This window comes from Pseudomonas sp. DNDY-54, from assembly GCF_019880365.1.
In the GTDB taxonomy this organism is placed as follows: Bacteria; Pseudomonadota; Gammaproteobacteria; order Pseudomonadales; family Pseudomonadaceae; genus Stutzerimonas; species Stutzerimonas stutzeri_P.
On the sequence record NZ_CP082271.1, the window covers coordinates 647,065 to 660,612 of the forward strand.

At 59.6% G+C, this 13,548-nt stretch carries 11 protein-coding genes; 5 read left to right on the forward strand and 6 right to left on the reverse strand.

Features of this window, described 5'->3' with window-relative positions:
- Positions 1 to 84: 84 nt before the first annotated feature.
- The 4 genes from K4O48_RS03130 to K4O48_RS03145 form a co-directional block, all read right to left on the reverse strand.
- The gene (locus K4O48_RS03130) at positions 85 to 1,311 is read right to left on the reverse strand and encodes an MFS transporter (protein WP_222910692.1); all 1,227 of its coding nucleotides are present in this window, start codon (positions 1,309 to 1,311) and stop codon (positions 85 to 87) included.
- Positions 1,312 to 1,570: 259 nt separating this feature from the next.
- A complete protein-coding gene (locus tag K4O48_RS03135) occupies positions 1,571 to 1,975 on the reverse strand; it encodes a carboxymuconolactone decarboxylase family protein (RefSeq protein ID WP_222910693.1) in 405 nt (134 codons plus the stop codon).
- 57 nt (positions 1,976 to 2,032) lie between these two features.
- Positions 2,033 to 2,410: a MerR family transcriptional regulator gene (locus tag K4O48_RS03140; RefSeq protein WP_222910694.1), complete on the reverse strand. Its 378-nt coding sequence runs from the start codon at positions 2,408 to 2,410 to the stop codon at positions 2,033 to 2,035.
- The gene (locus K4O48_RS03145) at positions 2,407 to 3,534 is read right to left on the reverse strand and encodes a methyltransferase (protein ID WP_222910695.1); all 1,128 of its coding nucleotides are present in this window, start codon (positions 3,532 to 3,534) and stop codon (positions 2,407 to 2,409) included. Before K4O48_RS03145 ends, K4O48_RS03140 begins: the two co-directional genes overlap by 4 nt.
- Positions 3,535 to 3,635: 101 nt before the next feature.
- Here K4O48_RS03145 and K4O48_RS03150 point away from each other — a divergent pair, with 101 nt between their 5' ends.
- The gene (locus K4O48_RS03150; RefSeq protein WP_222910696.1) at positions 3,636 to 4,412 is read left to right on the forward strand and encodes a ferredoxin--NADP reductase; all 777 of its coding nucleotides are present in this window, start codon (positions 3,636 to 3,638) and stop codon (positions 4,410 to 4,412) included.
- A 107-nt stretch (positions 4,413 to 4,519) separates the two neighbouring features.
- Here K4O48_RS03150 and gdhA read toward each other — a convergent pair whose 3' ends face one another.
- The gene (gene gdhA, locus K4O48_RS03155) at positions 4,520 to 5,857 is read right to left on the reverse strand and encodes an NADP-specific glutamate dehydrogenase (RefSeq protein WP_222910697.1); all 1,338 of its coding nucleotides are present in this window, start codon (positions 5,855 to 5,857) and stop codon (positions 4,520 to 4,522) included.
- 178 nt (positions 5,858 to 6,035) lie between these two features.
- Here gdhA and K4O48_RS03160 point away from each other — a divergent pair, with 178 nt between their 5' ends.
- On the forward strand, positions 6,036 to 6,572 hold the full coding sequence (locus tag K4O48_RS03160) for a gluconokinase (protein ID WP_222910698.1): 537 nt from the start codon (positions 6,036 to 6,038) through the stop codon (positions 6,570 to 6,572).
- Positions 6,573 to 6,622: 50 nt separating this feature from the next.
- Here the strand turns inward: K4O48_RS03160 and ettA are convergent, their stop codons facing one another.
- Positions 6,623 to 8,317 carry an energy-dependent translational throttle protein EttA gene (gene ettA / locus K4O48_RS03165; RefSeq protein ID WP_222910699.1) on the reverse strand — a complete coding sequence of 565 codons (1,695 nt, stop codon included), beginning with the start codon at positions 8,315 to 8,317 and terminating at the stop codon, positions 6,623 to 6,625.
- Between the two features lie 148 nt (positions 8,318 to 8,465).
- Between ettA and K4O48_RS03170 the strand changes: the two genes are divergently transcribed.
- The 3 genes from K4O48_RS03170 to K4O48_RS03180 are packed head-to-tail and all read left to right on the forward strand — an operon-like array spanning position 8,466 to position 13,548.
- Positions 8,466 to 9,731 (forward strand): site-specific integrase, encoded by a 1,266-nt coding sequence (locus tag K4O48_RS03170; RefSeq protein WP_222910700.1) that lies wholly within the window; start codon positions 8,466 to 8,468, stop codon positions 9,729 to 9,731.
- Positions 9,728 to 11,314, forward strand: coding sequence for a tyrosine-type recombinase/integrase (locus tag K4O48_RS03175; protein WP_222910701.1), 1,587 nt, complete (start codon positions 9,728 to 9,730; stop codon positions 11,312 to 11,314). The genes K4O48_RS03170 and K4O48_RS03175 overlap by 4 nt, the downstream gene beginning before the upstream one ends.
- On the forward strand, positions 11,311 to 13,548 hold the full coding sequence (locus tag K4O48_RS03180) for a hypothetical protein (RefSeq protein ID WP_222910702.1): 2,238 nt from the start codon (positions 11,311 to 11,313) through the stop codon (positions 13,546 to 13,548). The genes K4O48_RS03175 and K4O48_RS03180 overlap by 4 nt, the downstream gene beginning before the upstream one ends.

Genomic DNA, 13,548 nt, shown 5'->3' on the forward strand with positions numbered 1-13,548 from the left:
ATGTAGGGTGGGCTTCAGCCCACCATCGAACCCCACCCTGAAGCGGAGCGCGTGGCGTTTACGTTATGCCGCCTCGTTTCAACGTTAATCTAGATCCCGATGCAACTGGTCCCGATTGGCCAGCGTCGGAAACAACTTCATCCAGACGCCGGTAACGATCAGCGTACCGACGCCGCCGATCACCACAGCCGGTACCGTGCCGAACCAGTGAGCCGTCAGGCCGGACTCGAACTCACCGAGCTGGTTGGACGCGCCAATGAACAAACCGTTGACTGCACTGACCCGGCCGCGCATCGCGTCCGGCGTCTCCAACTGCACGAATGCACCGCGGATCACCATGCTGATCATGTCCGCCGCGCCGAGCACTACCAGCACGGCCATGGACAGCCAGAACGATGTCGACAGGCCGAAGGCGATGGTCGCAACGCCAAACACCCCGACGGCCGCGAACATGACCCGCCCGACTCGCTTGTTGATGGGGTAACGCGCCAGCCACAACGACATCAGCAGCGCACCCACCGCCGGCGCCGAGCGCAACAGCCCAAGGCCCCAGGGGCCGGTGAGCAGGATGTCCTTGGCGAACACCGGCAACAGCGCCGTGGCGCCGCCGAGAAGAACGGCAAACATGTCCAGGGAAATAGCGCCGAATATGTCCGGTCGGCTGCGAATGAAGCGCATGCCCGCGAGCAGGTTGTCCATCGCCGGGCCGGTCTGCTTCGGCGGCGCCGGGCGTTTCGGCAGGCTCAGCATCAAACTGCAGGCCAGAGCGAAGAGCAGCGCGACCGGTCCATAAACCCATAAGGGGCCGATGGCGAACAACAGCCCACCGAGCGCGGGCGCGACGATGGTGGCTGTCTGCATCGCCGACGATGAAGCTGCGACCGCCGCGGGAAACAATTGGGCAGGCACCAGGCTCGGCAACAGCGCCTGGGTCGCCGGGCCCTCAAAGGCACGTGCTGTGCCGAGCAGAAACGCCAGCACGAAGATCATCTCCCGTGTCACGCCGAGCCCACCGACGCCGATCACCAGCGCCAGGGCGATCAGCCCTTGCAAGCCCTGACACAGCGCGGCGACCCGTCTTCTGTCGAAGCGATCGGCGACATGTCCGGTCCAGAGGATAAACAGCAGCCGGGGAAAGAATTCGGCCAGGCCCACCAGCCCGAGGTCGAGCACGCTGCCGGTCAGTTCGTACATGTGCCAGCCGATGGCAACCGCCAGCATCTGAAAGCCGCTGGCGGTGAACACGCGGGCGAACCAGAACTTGATGAAAGGGCGCTGATGGCGGAGCAGGAGTTTGGCGTGTGTGGACATCAGGTCGAGGCGCAAGGTGGGCAGTGGGCCAGATTAGCATTCAGCCCCGGTGGCGCTGTGAGGCAATCTGCCCGCAGAAAGCCGAACGGAATGGACGAGCGGCGTTTTGCTTTGGCTCGCCAGCAGTCGAGACAGGGTGTCTCTGGTGGGCTGAAGCCCACCCTACGTATCAGACCCTTGCGGTGGCTTGCCCTGTAGGGTGGGCTTTAGCCCACCGTGGCGTGATCTCTCGCAGGCTGAGTTCGCTGCGCGTATGCAATCACGCACCGGATTCAATTCCCTGCAATAGCCCGCGCTCGGCGAACACCGTCTTGGTCGTGCTCATGCCGTTGAGCGCGGCAGGGAAACCGGCATAGACGGCCATTTGAATGATCACTTCGACGATCTGCTCACGCGTGCAGCCGACGTTCAGCGCGCCGTGGATATGCACCGCCAGTTGCGGTTGGCAATGCCCGAGCGCGGTCAGTGCTGCAACGGTCGCCAGCTCACGCTGCGGCAGATCCAGCCCGGGGCGCTGGTAGATATCGCCAAACGGAAACTCGATGACGTAACGGGCCAGATCCGGCGCAATGGCTTGCAGGCTGTCGATGACCTTTCGCCCAGCCTCACCGTCGATTTGCTCGAGTTTGGCCAGTCCTTCGGTATAGCGGGTGGATGCAGGCATGAAGCGTTCCTCTTGGTTGGATAGAGGAAGAGGCTGAGGGTTGGAGTCGACTCCAGGTCAAGCAATTGTTTGCTGCCGGTACAGCTCTATCTTCGCCTGCAGCGCGGTCAGATGCTCGCGGTCGCGCTCGAGGCGAGCTTGCAACTTGGCGGCATGGGCTTCAAGCAGGGACTGGCGCGCCGCGAGAGTAGATTCGCCGCGCTCACGCAGATCGGCGTAGCGAATGATGTCGTCCAGCGCCATGCCGGTGTCCTTCAGACGCAGGATAAAGCCGACCCACTCCAGATCACGCGGGCCGTAGACCCGAAAGCCGCTCGCGTCCCGCGCGACGTGGCGCAGCAGGCCGATCTTTTCGTAGTAGCGCAGGGTGTCGGCCGAGAGCCCGGTTCGCTGGGCGAACTGTTGGATGCTCAGCCGAACCGGCGCTTCGCTCACGGCTTGATCGCCCTCAGGATGACAAACTTGGGCGTCGCCGCGACCTGCTCGACCTTGCCGAACAGGCGCTTGAGCTTGAGGTGATAGCGCAGGTGGCGGTTACCGACGATCCACAGCTCGCCGCCTTTGGTGAGCGCCGTCTTGGCCTGGGTGAACATTCGCCAGGCAAGGAAATCGCCGACCACTTGCTGCTGGTGGAAAGGCGGATTGCACAGCACCAGATCCAGCGAATCCATCGGCTGCTCGGCCAGCCCGTCCCCGGCACGGATATCGACCGGGCGTTCGCCAAGGATCGCCTGCCAGTTCTCCCGTGCCGACTGCACTGCCATGTAGCTCTCGTCTACCAATGTCATCTGCGCCTGGGGGTTGCTTAGCGCATAAACGATACCGAGCACGCCGTTGCCGCAACCCAGGTCTGCCACACGCAGGTTGCCGAGCGCCTTGGGCAGATGCGGAAGAAAGGCGCGGGTGCCGATATCCAGGTCTTCCCGGCAGAACAGGTTGGCGTGGTTGATCAGCTCCAGGCCCGGCTGATCAAGGCGGTAGCGCGTCGGGTAGGGCGAGGTGGGTGCTGGCTTTTGCGCTGGCGTGGCGAACAGCAACCGTGCCTTCTTCACCGCCAGCGAAGCCTGCACCGGGCCGATGTACTTCTCCAGCAGATCGCCTGCAGCCCGCGGCAGGTGTTTGATCATCGCGCCGGCGACCACCTGCGCACCGGGCGCCAGTTGGCCATGCAAGCCAATCAGCTGTTCTTCCAGCAGGGCGAGGGTTTTGGGGACGCGAATCAGTACCCGGTCGAACGGGCCTTGCGCTGCCTCACTGGCGGGCACGAAGGCCACCGCGTCACTCGGCAGGGCGTTGCGTTGCAGGTTCTTTTCCAGCGCCACATGCGCCAGATGGGAGTCGCCGCTGCTGGTCACTTGCGCCTGCGCCGCCAGCGCACAGGCCAAGGCGCCAAAACTGTCGTTGAGGATCAGCACCCGCGATGATGCAGGCAAACCCTGCTCATGCAGCTGCGCCAACAGGTATTCGTCCGCCGCATCGAACGCCTGCAAGGGTTCGTTGGGCTGCTCCGGCTGGCGGATCAGATCGAGGCGTACATAGGGGGATTCGAGAATAGGCATAAGAACTGGCGGTGTTTGTGGACGTCGGAATGGAGTATCAAGGAAACAGTCAGTGAAGAAACTATCCCCGAATCCGCAGTTGTCCGCGAAGGGAGCGAAGTATGACCGTCAGCGAAGAGAAGTTCACCCGTCAGCGTCTGCTCGAGGTGCAGACGTTGACGCCCAGTCTGTTCACCCTGCGTACCACGCGTGATCCCGGCTTTCGCTTCACTGCCGGGCAGTTCGCCCGCCTCGGCGTCCGTAAACCCAGCGGCAGCATTGTCTGGCGCGCTTACTCCATGGTTTCGGCGCCCCACGATGAGTTTCTTGATTTCTTCTCGATCGTCGTGCCGGACGGCGAATTCACCAGCGAGCTGAGCCGGCTGAAACCTGGCGACGAGCTGCTGGTGGATAAGCAGGCGTTTGGCTTTTTGACGCTCGATCGTTTCCCTGATGGCCGGGACCTCTGGTTGCTGGGCACCGGGACCGGCATCGCACCGTTCCTCTCGATCCTGCAGGACTTCGACGCCTGGCAGCGTTTCGAGCGGATCATCCTCGTCTATAGCGCACGTACCGCAGCCGAACTGGCATATCAGGAGCTGATCCGCGAGCTACCGCAGCGCGATTACCTGGAAGGCTTGGGCAGCAAGCTCACGTATCTGCCCGTGATCACACGCGAAACGGTGCCTGGCGCGCTACAGGGGCGCATCACTGCGCTGATTGACAGTGGCGAGCTGGAACGTGCCGCAGACCTTCAACTTGTCCCCGAGCACTCGCGCATCATGCTTTGTGGCAACCCGCAGATGATCGAAGACACCCGAAGCATCCTCAAGACACGGGACTTGAACCTCGCCCTGACCCGCCGCCCTGGACAGGTCGCCGTGGAAAATTACTGGTAGCTGATGCGGCTGCAACCCGCCGCGTGTCGTCGCGTGCGTGGGCATGAAAAAGCCCCCGCCGGTTAGCCCATGCGGGGGCTTTCTCACTAGCGCCCAATGCCGCTGCGTTAAACCACGCCTTGCGCCAGCATCGCGTCGGCGACTTTGACGAAGCCGGCAATGTTGGCGCCCTTCACGTAGTTGGTGCGGCCATCTTCTTCGCCATAAGCGACGCAGGCATGGTGGATGGATTGCATGATGCTGTGCAATTTGGTGTCCACTTCGCCGGCTGTCCAGTGCATGCGCATCGCATTCTGGCTCATTTCCAGGCCGCTACAGGCGACACCGCCAGCGTTCGAAGCCTTGCCCGGCGCGAAGAGGATACCCGCCTCGAGAAACAGGTCCACCGCTTCCAGCGTGGACGGCATGTTGGCTCCTTCGGCGACGCAAATGCAGCCGTTGTTCAACAACAGGCGAGCGTCATCGCCATCGAGTTCGTTCTGCGTGGCACAAGGCAGCGCGATTTCGCAGGGCAGGCTCCACGGGCGCTGATCTTGAAGGTGAGTTACACCGAAATGGTCGGCCATTTCCACCAACCGACCGCGGCGAACGTTTTTCAGGTCCATCAGGTAGGCCCACTGTTCCTCGGTCAACCCCTCAGGGAAGTGCAGCGAGCCGCCGGAATCGGACAGCGAAACCACCTTGCCGCCCAGCTCCATGACCTTCTGCGCCGCGTACTGAGCGACGTTGCCCGAGCCGGAAATAGCCACCCGCTTACCGTCGAAACTGGTGTGGGTGCTCTTGAGCATTTCTTCAGCGAAATACACGCAACCGTAACCCGTGGCTTCCGGGCGAATCAGGCTACCGCCATAGGACAGGCCCTTGCCGGTCAATACGGAGGTGAATTGGTTGGACAGACGCTTGTATTGGCCAAACAGGAAGCCGATCTCGCGCCCGCCAACACCAATGTCGCCGGCCGGCACATCAAGGTCGGCGCCAATGTGACGGTACAGCTCGGTCATGAACGACTGACAGAAGCGCATGACTTCATTGTCGCTCTTGCCCTTGGGGTTGAAGTCCGAACCACCTTTACCGCCGCCCATGGGAAGCGACGTCAGCGAATTCTTGAAGACCTGCTCGAACGCGAGGAACTTCAGTACGCCGATATTGACCGAAGGATGGAAGCGCAGGCCGCCTTTGTAGGGGCCGATGGCGCTATTCATCTGTATCCGGAATCCGCGGTTAACGTGTACGACGCCCTGATCGTCTACCCAGGGTACCCGGAACATGATCGCGCGCTCCGGCTCGACGATGCGCTCGAGGATGCCGGCCTGAAGGTAGCGGGGATTGGCCTCCAGAAATGGCCAGAGGCTGCGAACCACCTCTTCTACAGCCTGATGGAATTCCGGCTGATGGGGGTCGCGTTGTTTGATTCGGGCGAGAAAAGCGTCAACTGTTTCTGACATGTGCGTCCTCGGTTCGCCTGGCGGCGGCTGGAAAATTTGGCTAGCGACTCTAGCAAGTTTTTGCCCGTTCGAGGTGCACGGAATTTTAGGATGCCCTGAATGGGCGCATGGATATGTTGACTGACCGTTAGGCTGTTGCCCCTGTCAAACGCTCTCAGTAGGTTCAGCAGAGGTAGTTATGATCGCCATCGTGATGGGCGTATCCGGAAGTGGCAAGACGACCATTGGCGAGCAACTGGCTGCCCGCCTGGGGTGCGGGTTCTCAGACGCTGATGAGTTCCACGGCCCAGCCAACAAAGCGAAGATGAGCGCAGGAATCGCGTTGACCGATGCTGATCGCGAGCCCTGGCTACAGGCCATGCATGAGGCTATCGCCGACCAGGCCCGGCAAGGCAACGATCACGTTTTTACCTGTTCAGCGCTCAAGCGACGTTATCGCGACGTACTGCGGGGCGATGTCGCGGATGTGAAATTGATCTTTCTGGACGGACCGCGTGAGGTGCTGGCCGAGCGGGTTGGCAAGCGCAGGGGGCATTTTTTCGCGGCGACCCTGCTGGACGATCAGCTGGCTAATCTTGAACCGCCGCAGGCGGACGAGGCGCTGATTCTGGATATTCGAAAAACTCCTGACGAGATCGTCGAGGAGATTGTTCAGGTGCTGTCCGCGGGTGATCGAGAGGGTGGCGGGGCATGTGAAGCCAGTCGTCGTGAGTGATGCACTAAAAAAAACGGAGCCTTTCGGCTCCGTTTCTGTGTCTGCCCGTACTACTGGGCCAGCTTCTTGTACTTGACCCGGTGCGGCTGGGCCGCAGCATCGCCCAGGCGCTTCTTGCGATCGGCTTCGTACTCGGTGTAGTTGCCTTCGAAGAAGATGATGTCGCCGTTGTCCTCGTAGGAAAGGATGTGAGTCGCGACACGGTCCAGGAACCACCGATCGTGCGAGATCACGATGGCGGCGCCAGGGAAGTCCAGCAATGCTTCTTCCAGCGAACGCAGGGTTTCCACGTCGAGGTCGTTGGATGGTTCGTCGAGCAGCAGCACGTTGGCGCCTTCCTTGAGCGTCAGCGCCAGATGCAGACGGCCGCGTTCACCACCGGAGAGGTCTTTGACGAACTTCTGCTGATCGCCGCCCTTGAAGTTGAAGCGGCCCACGTAAGTGCGTGAGGGGACTTCGTAGTTGCCGATGCGGATCAAGTCGGCGCCGTCGGATACCGCTTCCCACACGGTCTTGCCGCCGTCCAGGTCATCGCGGCTCTGATCGACACAGGCGACTTGCACGGTATCGCCGATTTCGATGCTGCCCGAATCCGGCTGCTCTTTGCCCATGATCATGCGGAACAGAGTGGACTTGCCCGCGCCGTTGCCGCCAATCACACCGACGATGGCACCCTTGGGCATGCTGAACGACAGGTTTTCGATCAGTACGCGATCACCGTAGCCCTTGGTGACGTTGTTGAAGTCGATGACCTTGTCGCCCAGACGCGGACCGGCGGGGATATAGATTTCATTGGTTTCGCTGCGCTTCTGGAATTCCTGCGACTGCATTTCCTCGAAACGCTGCAAGCGTGCCTTGGACTTGGACTGGCGGGCCTTGGCGCCTTTGCGCACCCACTCCAGCTCTTCCTTCATGGCCTTTTCATGCGCCGACTGCTGCTTGGATTCCTGCGCCAGGCGGTTGGATTTCGCCTCCAGCCAGCCGGAGTAGTTGCCCTCGTAAGGAATGCCCTGGCCGCGGTCGAGTTCCAGAATCCAGCCAGCCACGTTGTCGAGGAAGTAACGGTCGTGGGTGATCGCGACCACGGTACCGTTGAAGTCGTGGAGGAAGTGCTCCAGCCAGGCCACTGAGTCAGCATCCAGGTGGTTGGTCGGTTCGTCTAGCAGCAGCATGTCAGGAGCAGACAGCAGCAGACGGCAGAGCGCGACACGGCGCTTTTCACCGCCGGACAGGTGCTCGACCTTGGCATCCCACGGCGGCAGTCGCAGGGCGTCGGCGGCGACTTCCAGCTGGCGCTCGAGGTTGTGACCGTCGCTCGCCTGCAGGATGGCTTCGAGCTTGGCTTGTTCGGCGGCCAGCTTGTCGAAGTCAGCATCGGGTTCGGCGTAGGCGGCATAGACCTCGTCGAGGCGCGCCTGGGCGTCCTTGATGCTGCTGACGGCCTCTTCGACGACTTCACGGACGGTCTTGTTGGGGTCGAGCTCGGGCTCCTGCGGCAGGTAGCCGACATTCAGCTCGGGCATCGCCCGCGCTTCACCGTCAAACTCGTTGTCGACACCCGCCATGATTTTCAGCAGTGTGGACTTGCCCGAGCCGTTGAGGCCGAGCACGCCGATCTTGGCGCCTGGGAAGAAGGACAGGGAAATGTTCTTGAGGATTTCACGCTTTGGCGGAACGACCTTGCTCAGCCGGTGCATGGTGTATACGTAAGAGCCTGTTTTGCCTGATTTGTCACTTTTGGACATGGTTTGATTCGCCTTTAATCCTGTGTCTTCAGTGCTTTGAATGGTAGCGGCAAGCGCTTAAATTAGGAAAATAAAACGTTAGGTTTGCGCTGGCCAGCCGATGCGCCTGACTATACTTAGAAAAAGTTAATTTTTATGAGGGAGCAACATGGGTTTGCAAGTCATAGAGCAGGTGGTGAATGCTGCTCGAAGAAAGATGCTGGTGCAAGACTGCATCCCGGTCTACTACCCCAACCTATACATCACCATGGAGCACTCGGGCAGAGCCCTCGAAACAACCAAGAAGTACCTTGAGCATCTGGCTGTGTTTGAGGAGTTTCTGGCGTTTTCCTCCATTGATCTGATTTCTCACCTCGAACAGCGCCCTCACAGCCGGTACCTGACAGACAGTGAGCTTTCAAGGTTTGTGTCGGACGCGGGGTTCAGCAAGGAAACCTTGGCCATGAAGTATGCGGGGATGCGCTTGCATCCGACCGCCTACAAATCCGTTGGCAAAGTCCATGCGCAGCAGCGAATCGAGGCGGTACGCGACTATCTGGCCTTCCTCTATGACAAGTTGGGTGATCACTCAACACGATATGAGGCGGTTGACGATCTGAAGAAGCGCATCAACCGCAAGATCAAAGCGGCCAGCCCTGCGTGGAAAAAAACGCGAACGGACGAAATGAAGGGGCTTACTGCCCAGGAGCGAACTCGGTTGCTGGAAATCATGCATCCGAATAGCGCCGAGAATCCCTTTTCAGATGACGCCATCAGGCTGCGTAACTACATCATTTTGCTGTTGGGTCTCGACATGGGGCTGCGACGCTCCGAGATGCTGCTGATCAAGACCAGAGATATTCACTGGCACAGTCGTCAACTGGCGGTGGTCAACCTCGAGGATGAGAGCATCGATCCACGAACCATGGCCCCGCAATTCAAAACCCACGAGCGCATGCTGGTGATGACCGATGACCTGTATGACGCGATCACTGAGTACGAATCGAAATATCGCCACAGAAAGCCCCGTAGCGGCACATCGCAAGCAAGGAAGCATCCGTTTTTGCTGGTGGCGCACAAGCGAAATGAGGGCGGGCCTCTGACCATCAAGGCAGTGGATGGCGTTCTGTCGAGGGTTCGAGAAATAGCGCCGGAACTGGCTCATGTGCACCCGCATATTCTCAGGCATGACGCGGTCTACACCATGCTGGAAAGCATGCGTGAGGAGCTGGCAGCGCTCACGCCGGAGGATCGCACCACGCAAGTTCAAAAGACCCTGACATGGATGTTCGGCTGGAGTCCCGAGTCGAACATGCCCGGCCTCTACGGCGCAAAGTTCTGGAAGGAGGAGGCAGACAAAGCGATACAGAAACGGGCCGAGCGGTTTACGTCCAGCCGTCATAAGGCCGGCATGACACCAGGAGGTTCAGCGTGAACATCGCCGTCGAAGCACTTCAGGCCCCCACAAAGGACAGCCTCGATGCATGGCTGAGCACGCCTCGCCTGGCGAAATGTGGGGAGGTGTTCACACCGACTCACCCCATGTGGAAACCCGATAAATCGGCCACACGCCCAGTCAACTGGAAAGCGGCCCTCGCCTGCGTCTCGCCGGATTGGCAGCCCTGGTTGCACGCCGCCATGGCCTATCGAATGGCTGATCATGCAACGGGCTCGGTTGCTAAAGTCGCCAGTGTGTTGTCGCGGGCTGCTCAGGCCGGTCTTGACCCGCTCAACGAGGATCACCTGATCGCTCTGCGGGAGCGCTTTAACGTCAGCGAGTTCAGTCAGTTAGCCGCTTTCATGGCGTTTTGGCGCGACTGCGAATCCCTCGAACAACGTCCGCCGCAATCCCTGATCGAGGCCTACCAGGCACTGCCCAGAAAAAAGAAATCCAGCCACGATGTGATCCTCAGCCTGGACCCCGAACAGGGCCCGTTCACCCAGGTGGAGCAGGACGCGCTGCACCAATGGATACATGAGCAGTTCTGTCACGGTCAGCTAGATCCCGACCAATACCTGTATCTGCGCCTGTTGATGATTTACGGGCAGCGTGGCGCTCAGGTGCGCATGATGGTGTTTGGTGATTTAACGAAGACCGATCAGGGCTGCAAGGTCAGGTTTCATTGGGCAAAGCAAAAACACGGCGAGGCGGGTTGGCGAGCCAAGTCCGAAACCTTCAGTCTGGATCAGGACCTGTACAACACCGTGCAGGCCTACAAGGCCATGGTTCTGGCGCAACTCTGGCAAACCTATCCAGACCGCGCCTACTGGGATGCAGCCATTGAGAATGTGCCGCTCTTTCGTCGGAAGATAGATGATGAAGCAGAATTTTTGGAACGGGTGAATCCCCCTGTTTTACTCGATAGCCCTCTGCAAAAAGCCCTCGAAGAGGCGCCGCAGCCAATCTTTCATGTTGGAGCAGGCACGGTTCAGGCATGGCTTGATCGCATCGAGCGGATGGAGGGCTTTCCAATTTCGCCTCGCACCCATCAGCCGCTGAAAGTGACGCGGGGGCACCGGTTCAGGCACACCCTCGGCACGGACTTGTCCAATGCCGGGCTGGATGAGTGGACGATGGCCAGCGCATTGATGCACAACAATACTCGGACAGTACGAAAGTACCGCCAGGTGTCGCCGGAGCTGCTGGCCTTGATCGACGCGAAGATGAGCGACCATCTGGCCTTGGTTGTGAATGCGTTCACCGGGATCATCGTCACGGATCGCACCTCAGCAAAAAACGGGGATCGAGCGGATCGACAAATCGAGGATCTGGCAGTGTGCGGTGCCACTGCCGCCTGCCATCTCGATGCGCCCTTTACCTGTTACGCATGCGGAAAATTCCAACCCCTTCTGTACGCCAATCACCGCGCGGTTCTTGAGCGATTGGAACGTCGGCGGGCGCAAACCATTGCCACGGATAAAACGACCGGTGTGCTCTGGGATCGGGCCATTCTGGCGTGCCGCAAGGTGATTCTGGATTGTGAGGCCACGCGCCAATCAGGGAGGAAAGGCGAATGACCGATGCGTTTGATTCTGAACTGACGAACAACATTGTTGATTTCAAGCCCAGGAGCCAACTGGCTACGGAGGCTCAGCTCACGGCGTTTATCGAATGGGCAAAACAGACCCTGCCCAAAGGCATTCCCAGTCGCGTGCACTCGAGTATTTGCTGGGAAGACGGCAGTTGGCACAAGCATGGCGTCCATAGCTGTAGCTTCACGGCGCTGGGATCGACCAACGCAGCCCCAAAGGCGATACAGGCACCCTTCACGGAGTTTGCCAAGGCCATCATGGTGTACCGACGGGTGTATTTGCAGAAAAAGGCAATTAAAGACTGGCTGACTGCCCTGAAGGTGCTGGAAGCCGCCTTGGTCGAGCTGACCGGCACGCGGGATGTGACGCAGGTGTCCGCCGCTGTCTGCAATAAAGCGTGCGAGCACCTGAGTCGTCACTGGGCAAAATGCAACAACGCATACGTTGGCAGCAAGGCACTTGAGGCGCTCATCACCCTGATGCGGGCCAAAAAACTGCTCAAGGCCGATTTTCGGTGGACCTCTCCGCTGACGATGAAGTCGCGTGGCACGCTCAAGCAGCAAAAAGCGGATCGGGAACAGAAACTGCCCAACCCCGAAGCGATCAAAGCGCTCGGGGAAGTGTTCACTAACGAATTGACCCGCCCTCTGGATATCGTTGTGACATCCGCCTGTGCGCTGTTGCTGAGCGCCCCGAGTCGCGTGGGTGAGTTGGCGGATGTTGAATTGGATTGTCGGGTGTTCAAAGAGGATACCCACGGCAACCGGCGCATGTTCCTGCGCTGGTACGCGGAAAAGGTAAACCAGGTCACGCTGAAGCCAGTCGTTAAGCCCGAGATGGAGCCGGTCGTCGAGCGGGTCATCACCTTACTGAAACCGATCACCGATGAGGCGCGGGCTTACGCCGCCTGGCTGGAAGAGCATCCCGATGACTTTCCGCCCCATGAAGGGCTGCCACCCAAGGGGCCTGATGAACCGCTCACCTATGCCGAAGCCTGTGCCGCGCTGAAACTCAGTGTTCATGAGAACCACAACCCGCGAACTACATTCCAAACAGGTTTCCTAAAACCCATGGAGCAGAAAAAGGCGCTCAGCCCCGCCGCCCGAGCCCTCTTGGCCGAGATTCGTGATGGTTTGGATGCCAGTAGAGGGACGCGGATATACGTGAAGGACAAGCCAGGAGTCCAGGGTGTTGAGTTTGACGACCGGTGTGTGATCACGCTGCGCACGCTCAATGTGCTGCTGCGTGAGAAGTATCTCCCAAAGGATTTTCCCTACACCACGCCGTACACGGAGGGCAAGGCGCGGGTGAAGTTTCGTGATGCCTTGTTCACCGTGCGCACGGGAGCGCTGGCTGAAGACGCAGGTGGCACTGCTGTGACGCACGGGTTTGGCGTAGAGATCGCGGCGAACCCTAACCGAATGAAGGCGCAATTATCCAGTACGAACAACCCGGCAAGGAAAAGTCTGTTCGAGCGCCATGGCTACCCCGGTGTCAAGGTCAACACGCATGCGTTTCGACACGAATTGAACACGGCAATGCACCAGGCCGGTCTGTCGCAGCTCCTTATTGACGCCTTCTCCGGGCGCACGACGATGGGATCGGTCTACAACCATGAAACCAGCGAGGACCGCACCCAGAGGGTTGCGGATTACCACCCAAAAACGAAGCACAGCAACGCTGCTCAGCTTATGGACAAGATCAAAACCAATCAGCCGCTGAACCTGGTTGATGTGAGGGAACTGCACGAGGGTGAGCAGGACCGCATTGTCCATCAAACCCACCTCGGCGTTTGTGTGCACAACTTCGCATCCGAGCCCTGCCCGAAAATGGGTGCCTGTTTGGGCTGCGGGCGGCTCGGCTGCGTCAAAGGGGATGACGTGAAGCTGCGCAACCTCAGGGAAGAATGCGACGACCTTAAACGCCGCCTAGATAAAGCCATGGATGCACAGTCTCGTGGCGTGTTTGGGGCATCGGAGTCGGCCAAAAAACTGGGTGAGATGCTCTTTAAGTGCGAGGCGCTCATCCAAACGCTGGAAAACCCCGAACTCGAAAACGGTGACATTGTGTGGAACGCCGATAACGGTTGGACGCTGACCAAGAACGCCGCCGCAATGTCGGGGTTGATCGAAGTCAAAGTCATTGAAGAGAACCAGGCGCAAGAGGCGTTGCCATCTTTGGATGACGTCCTGGCTTTGCTGGATGAGATCGAGGGTTAA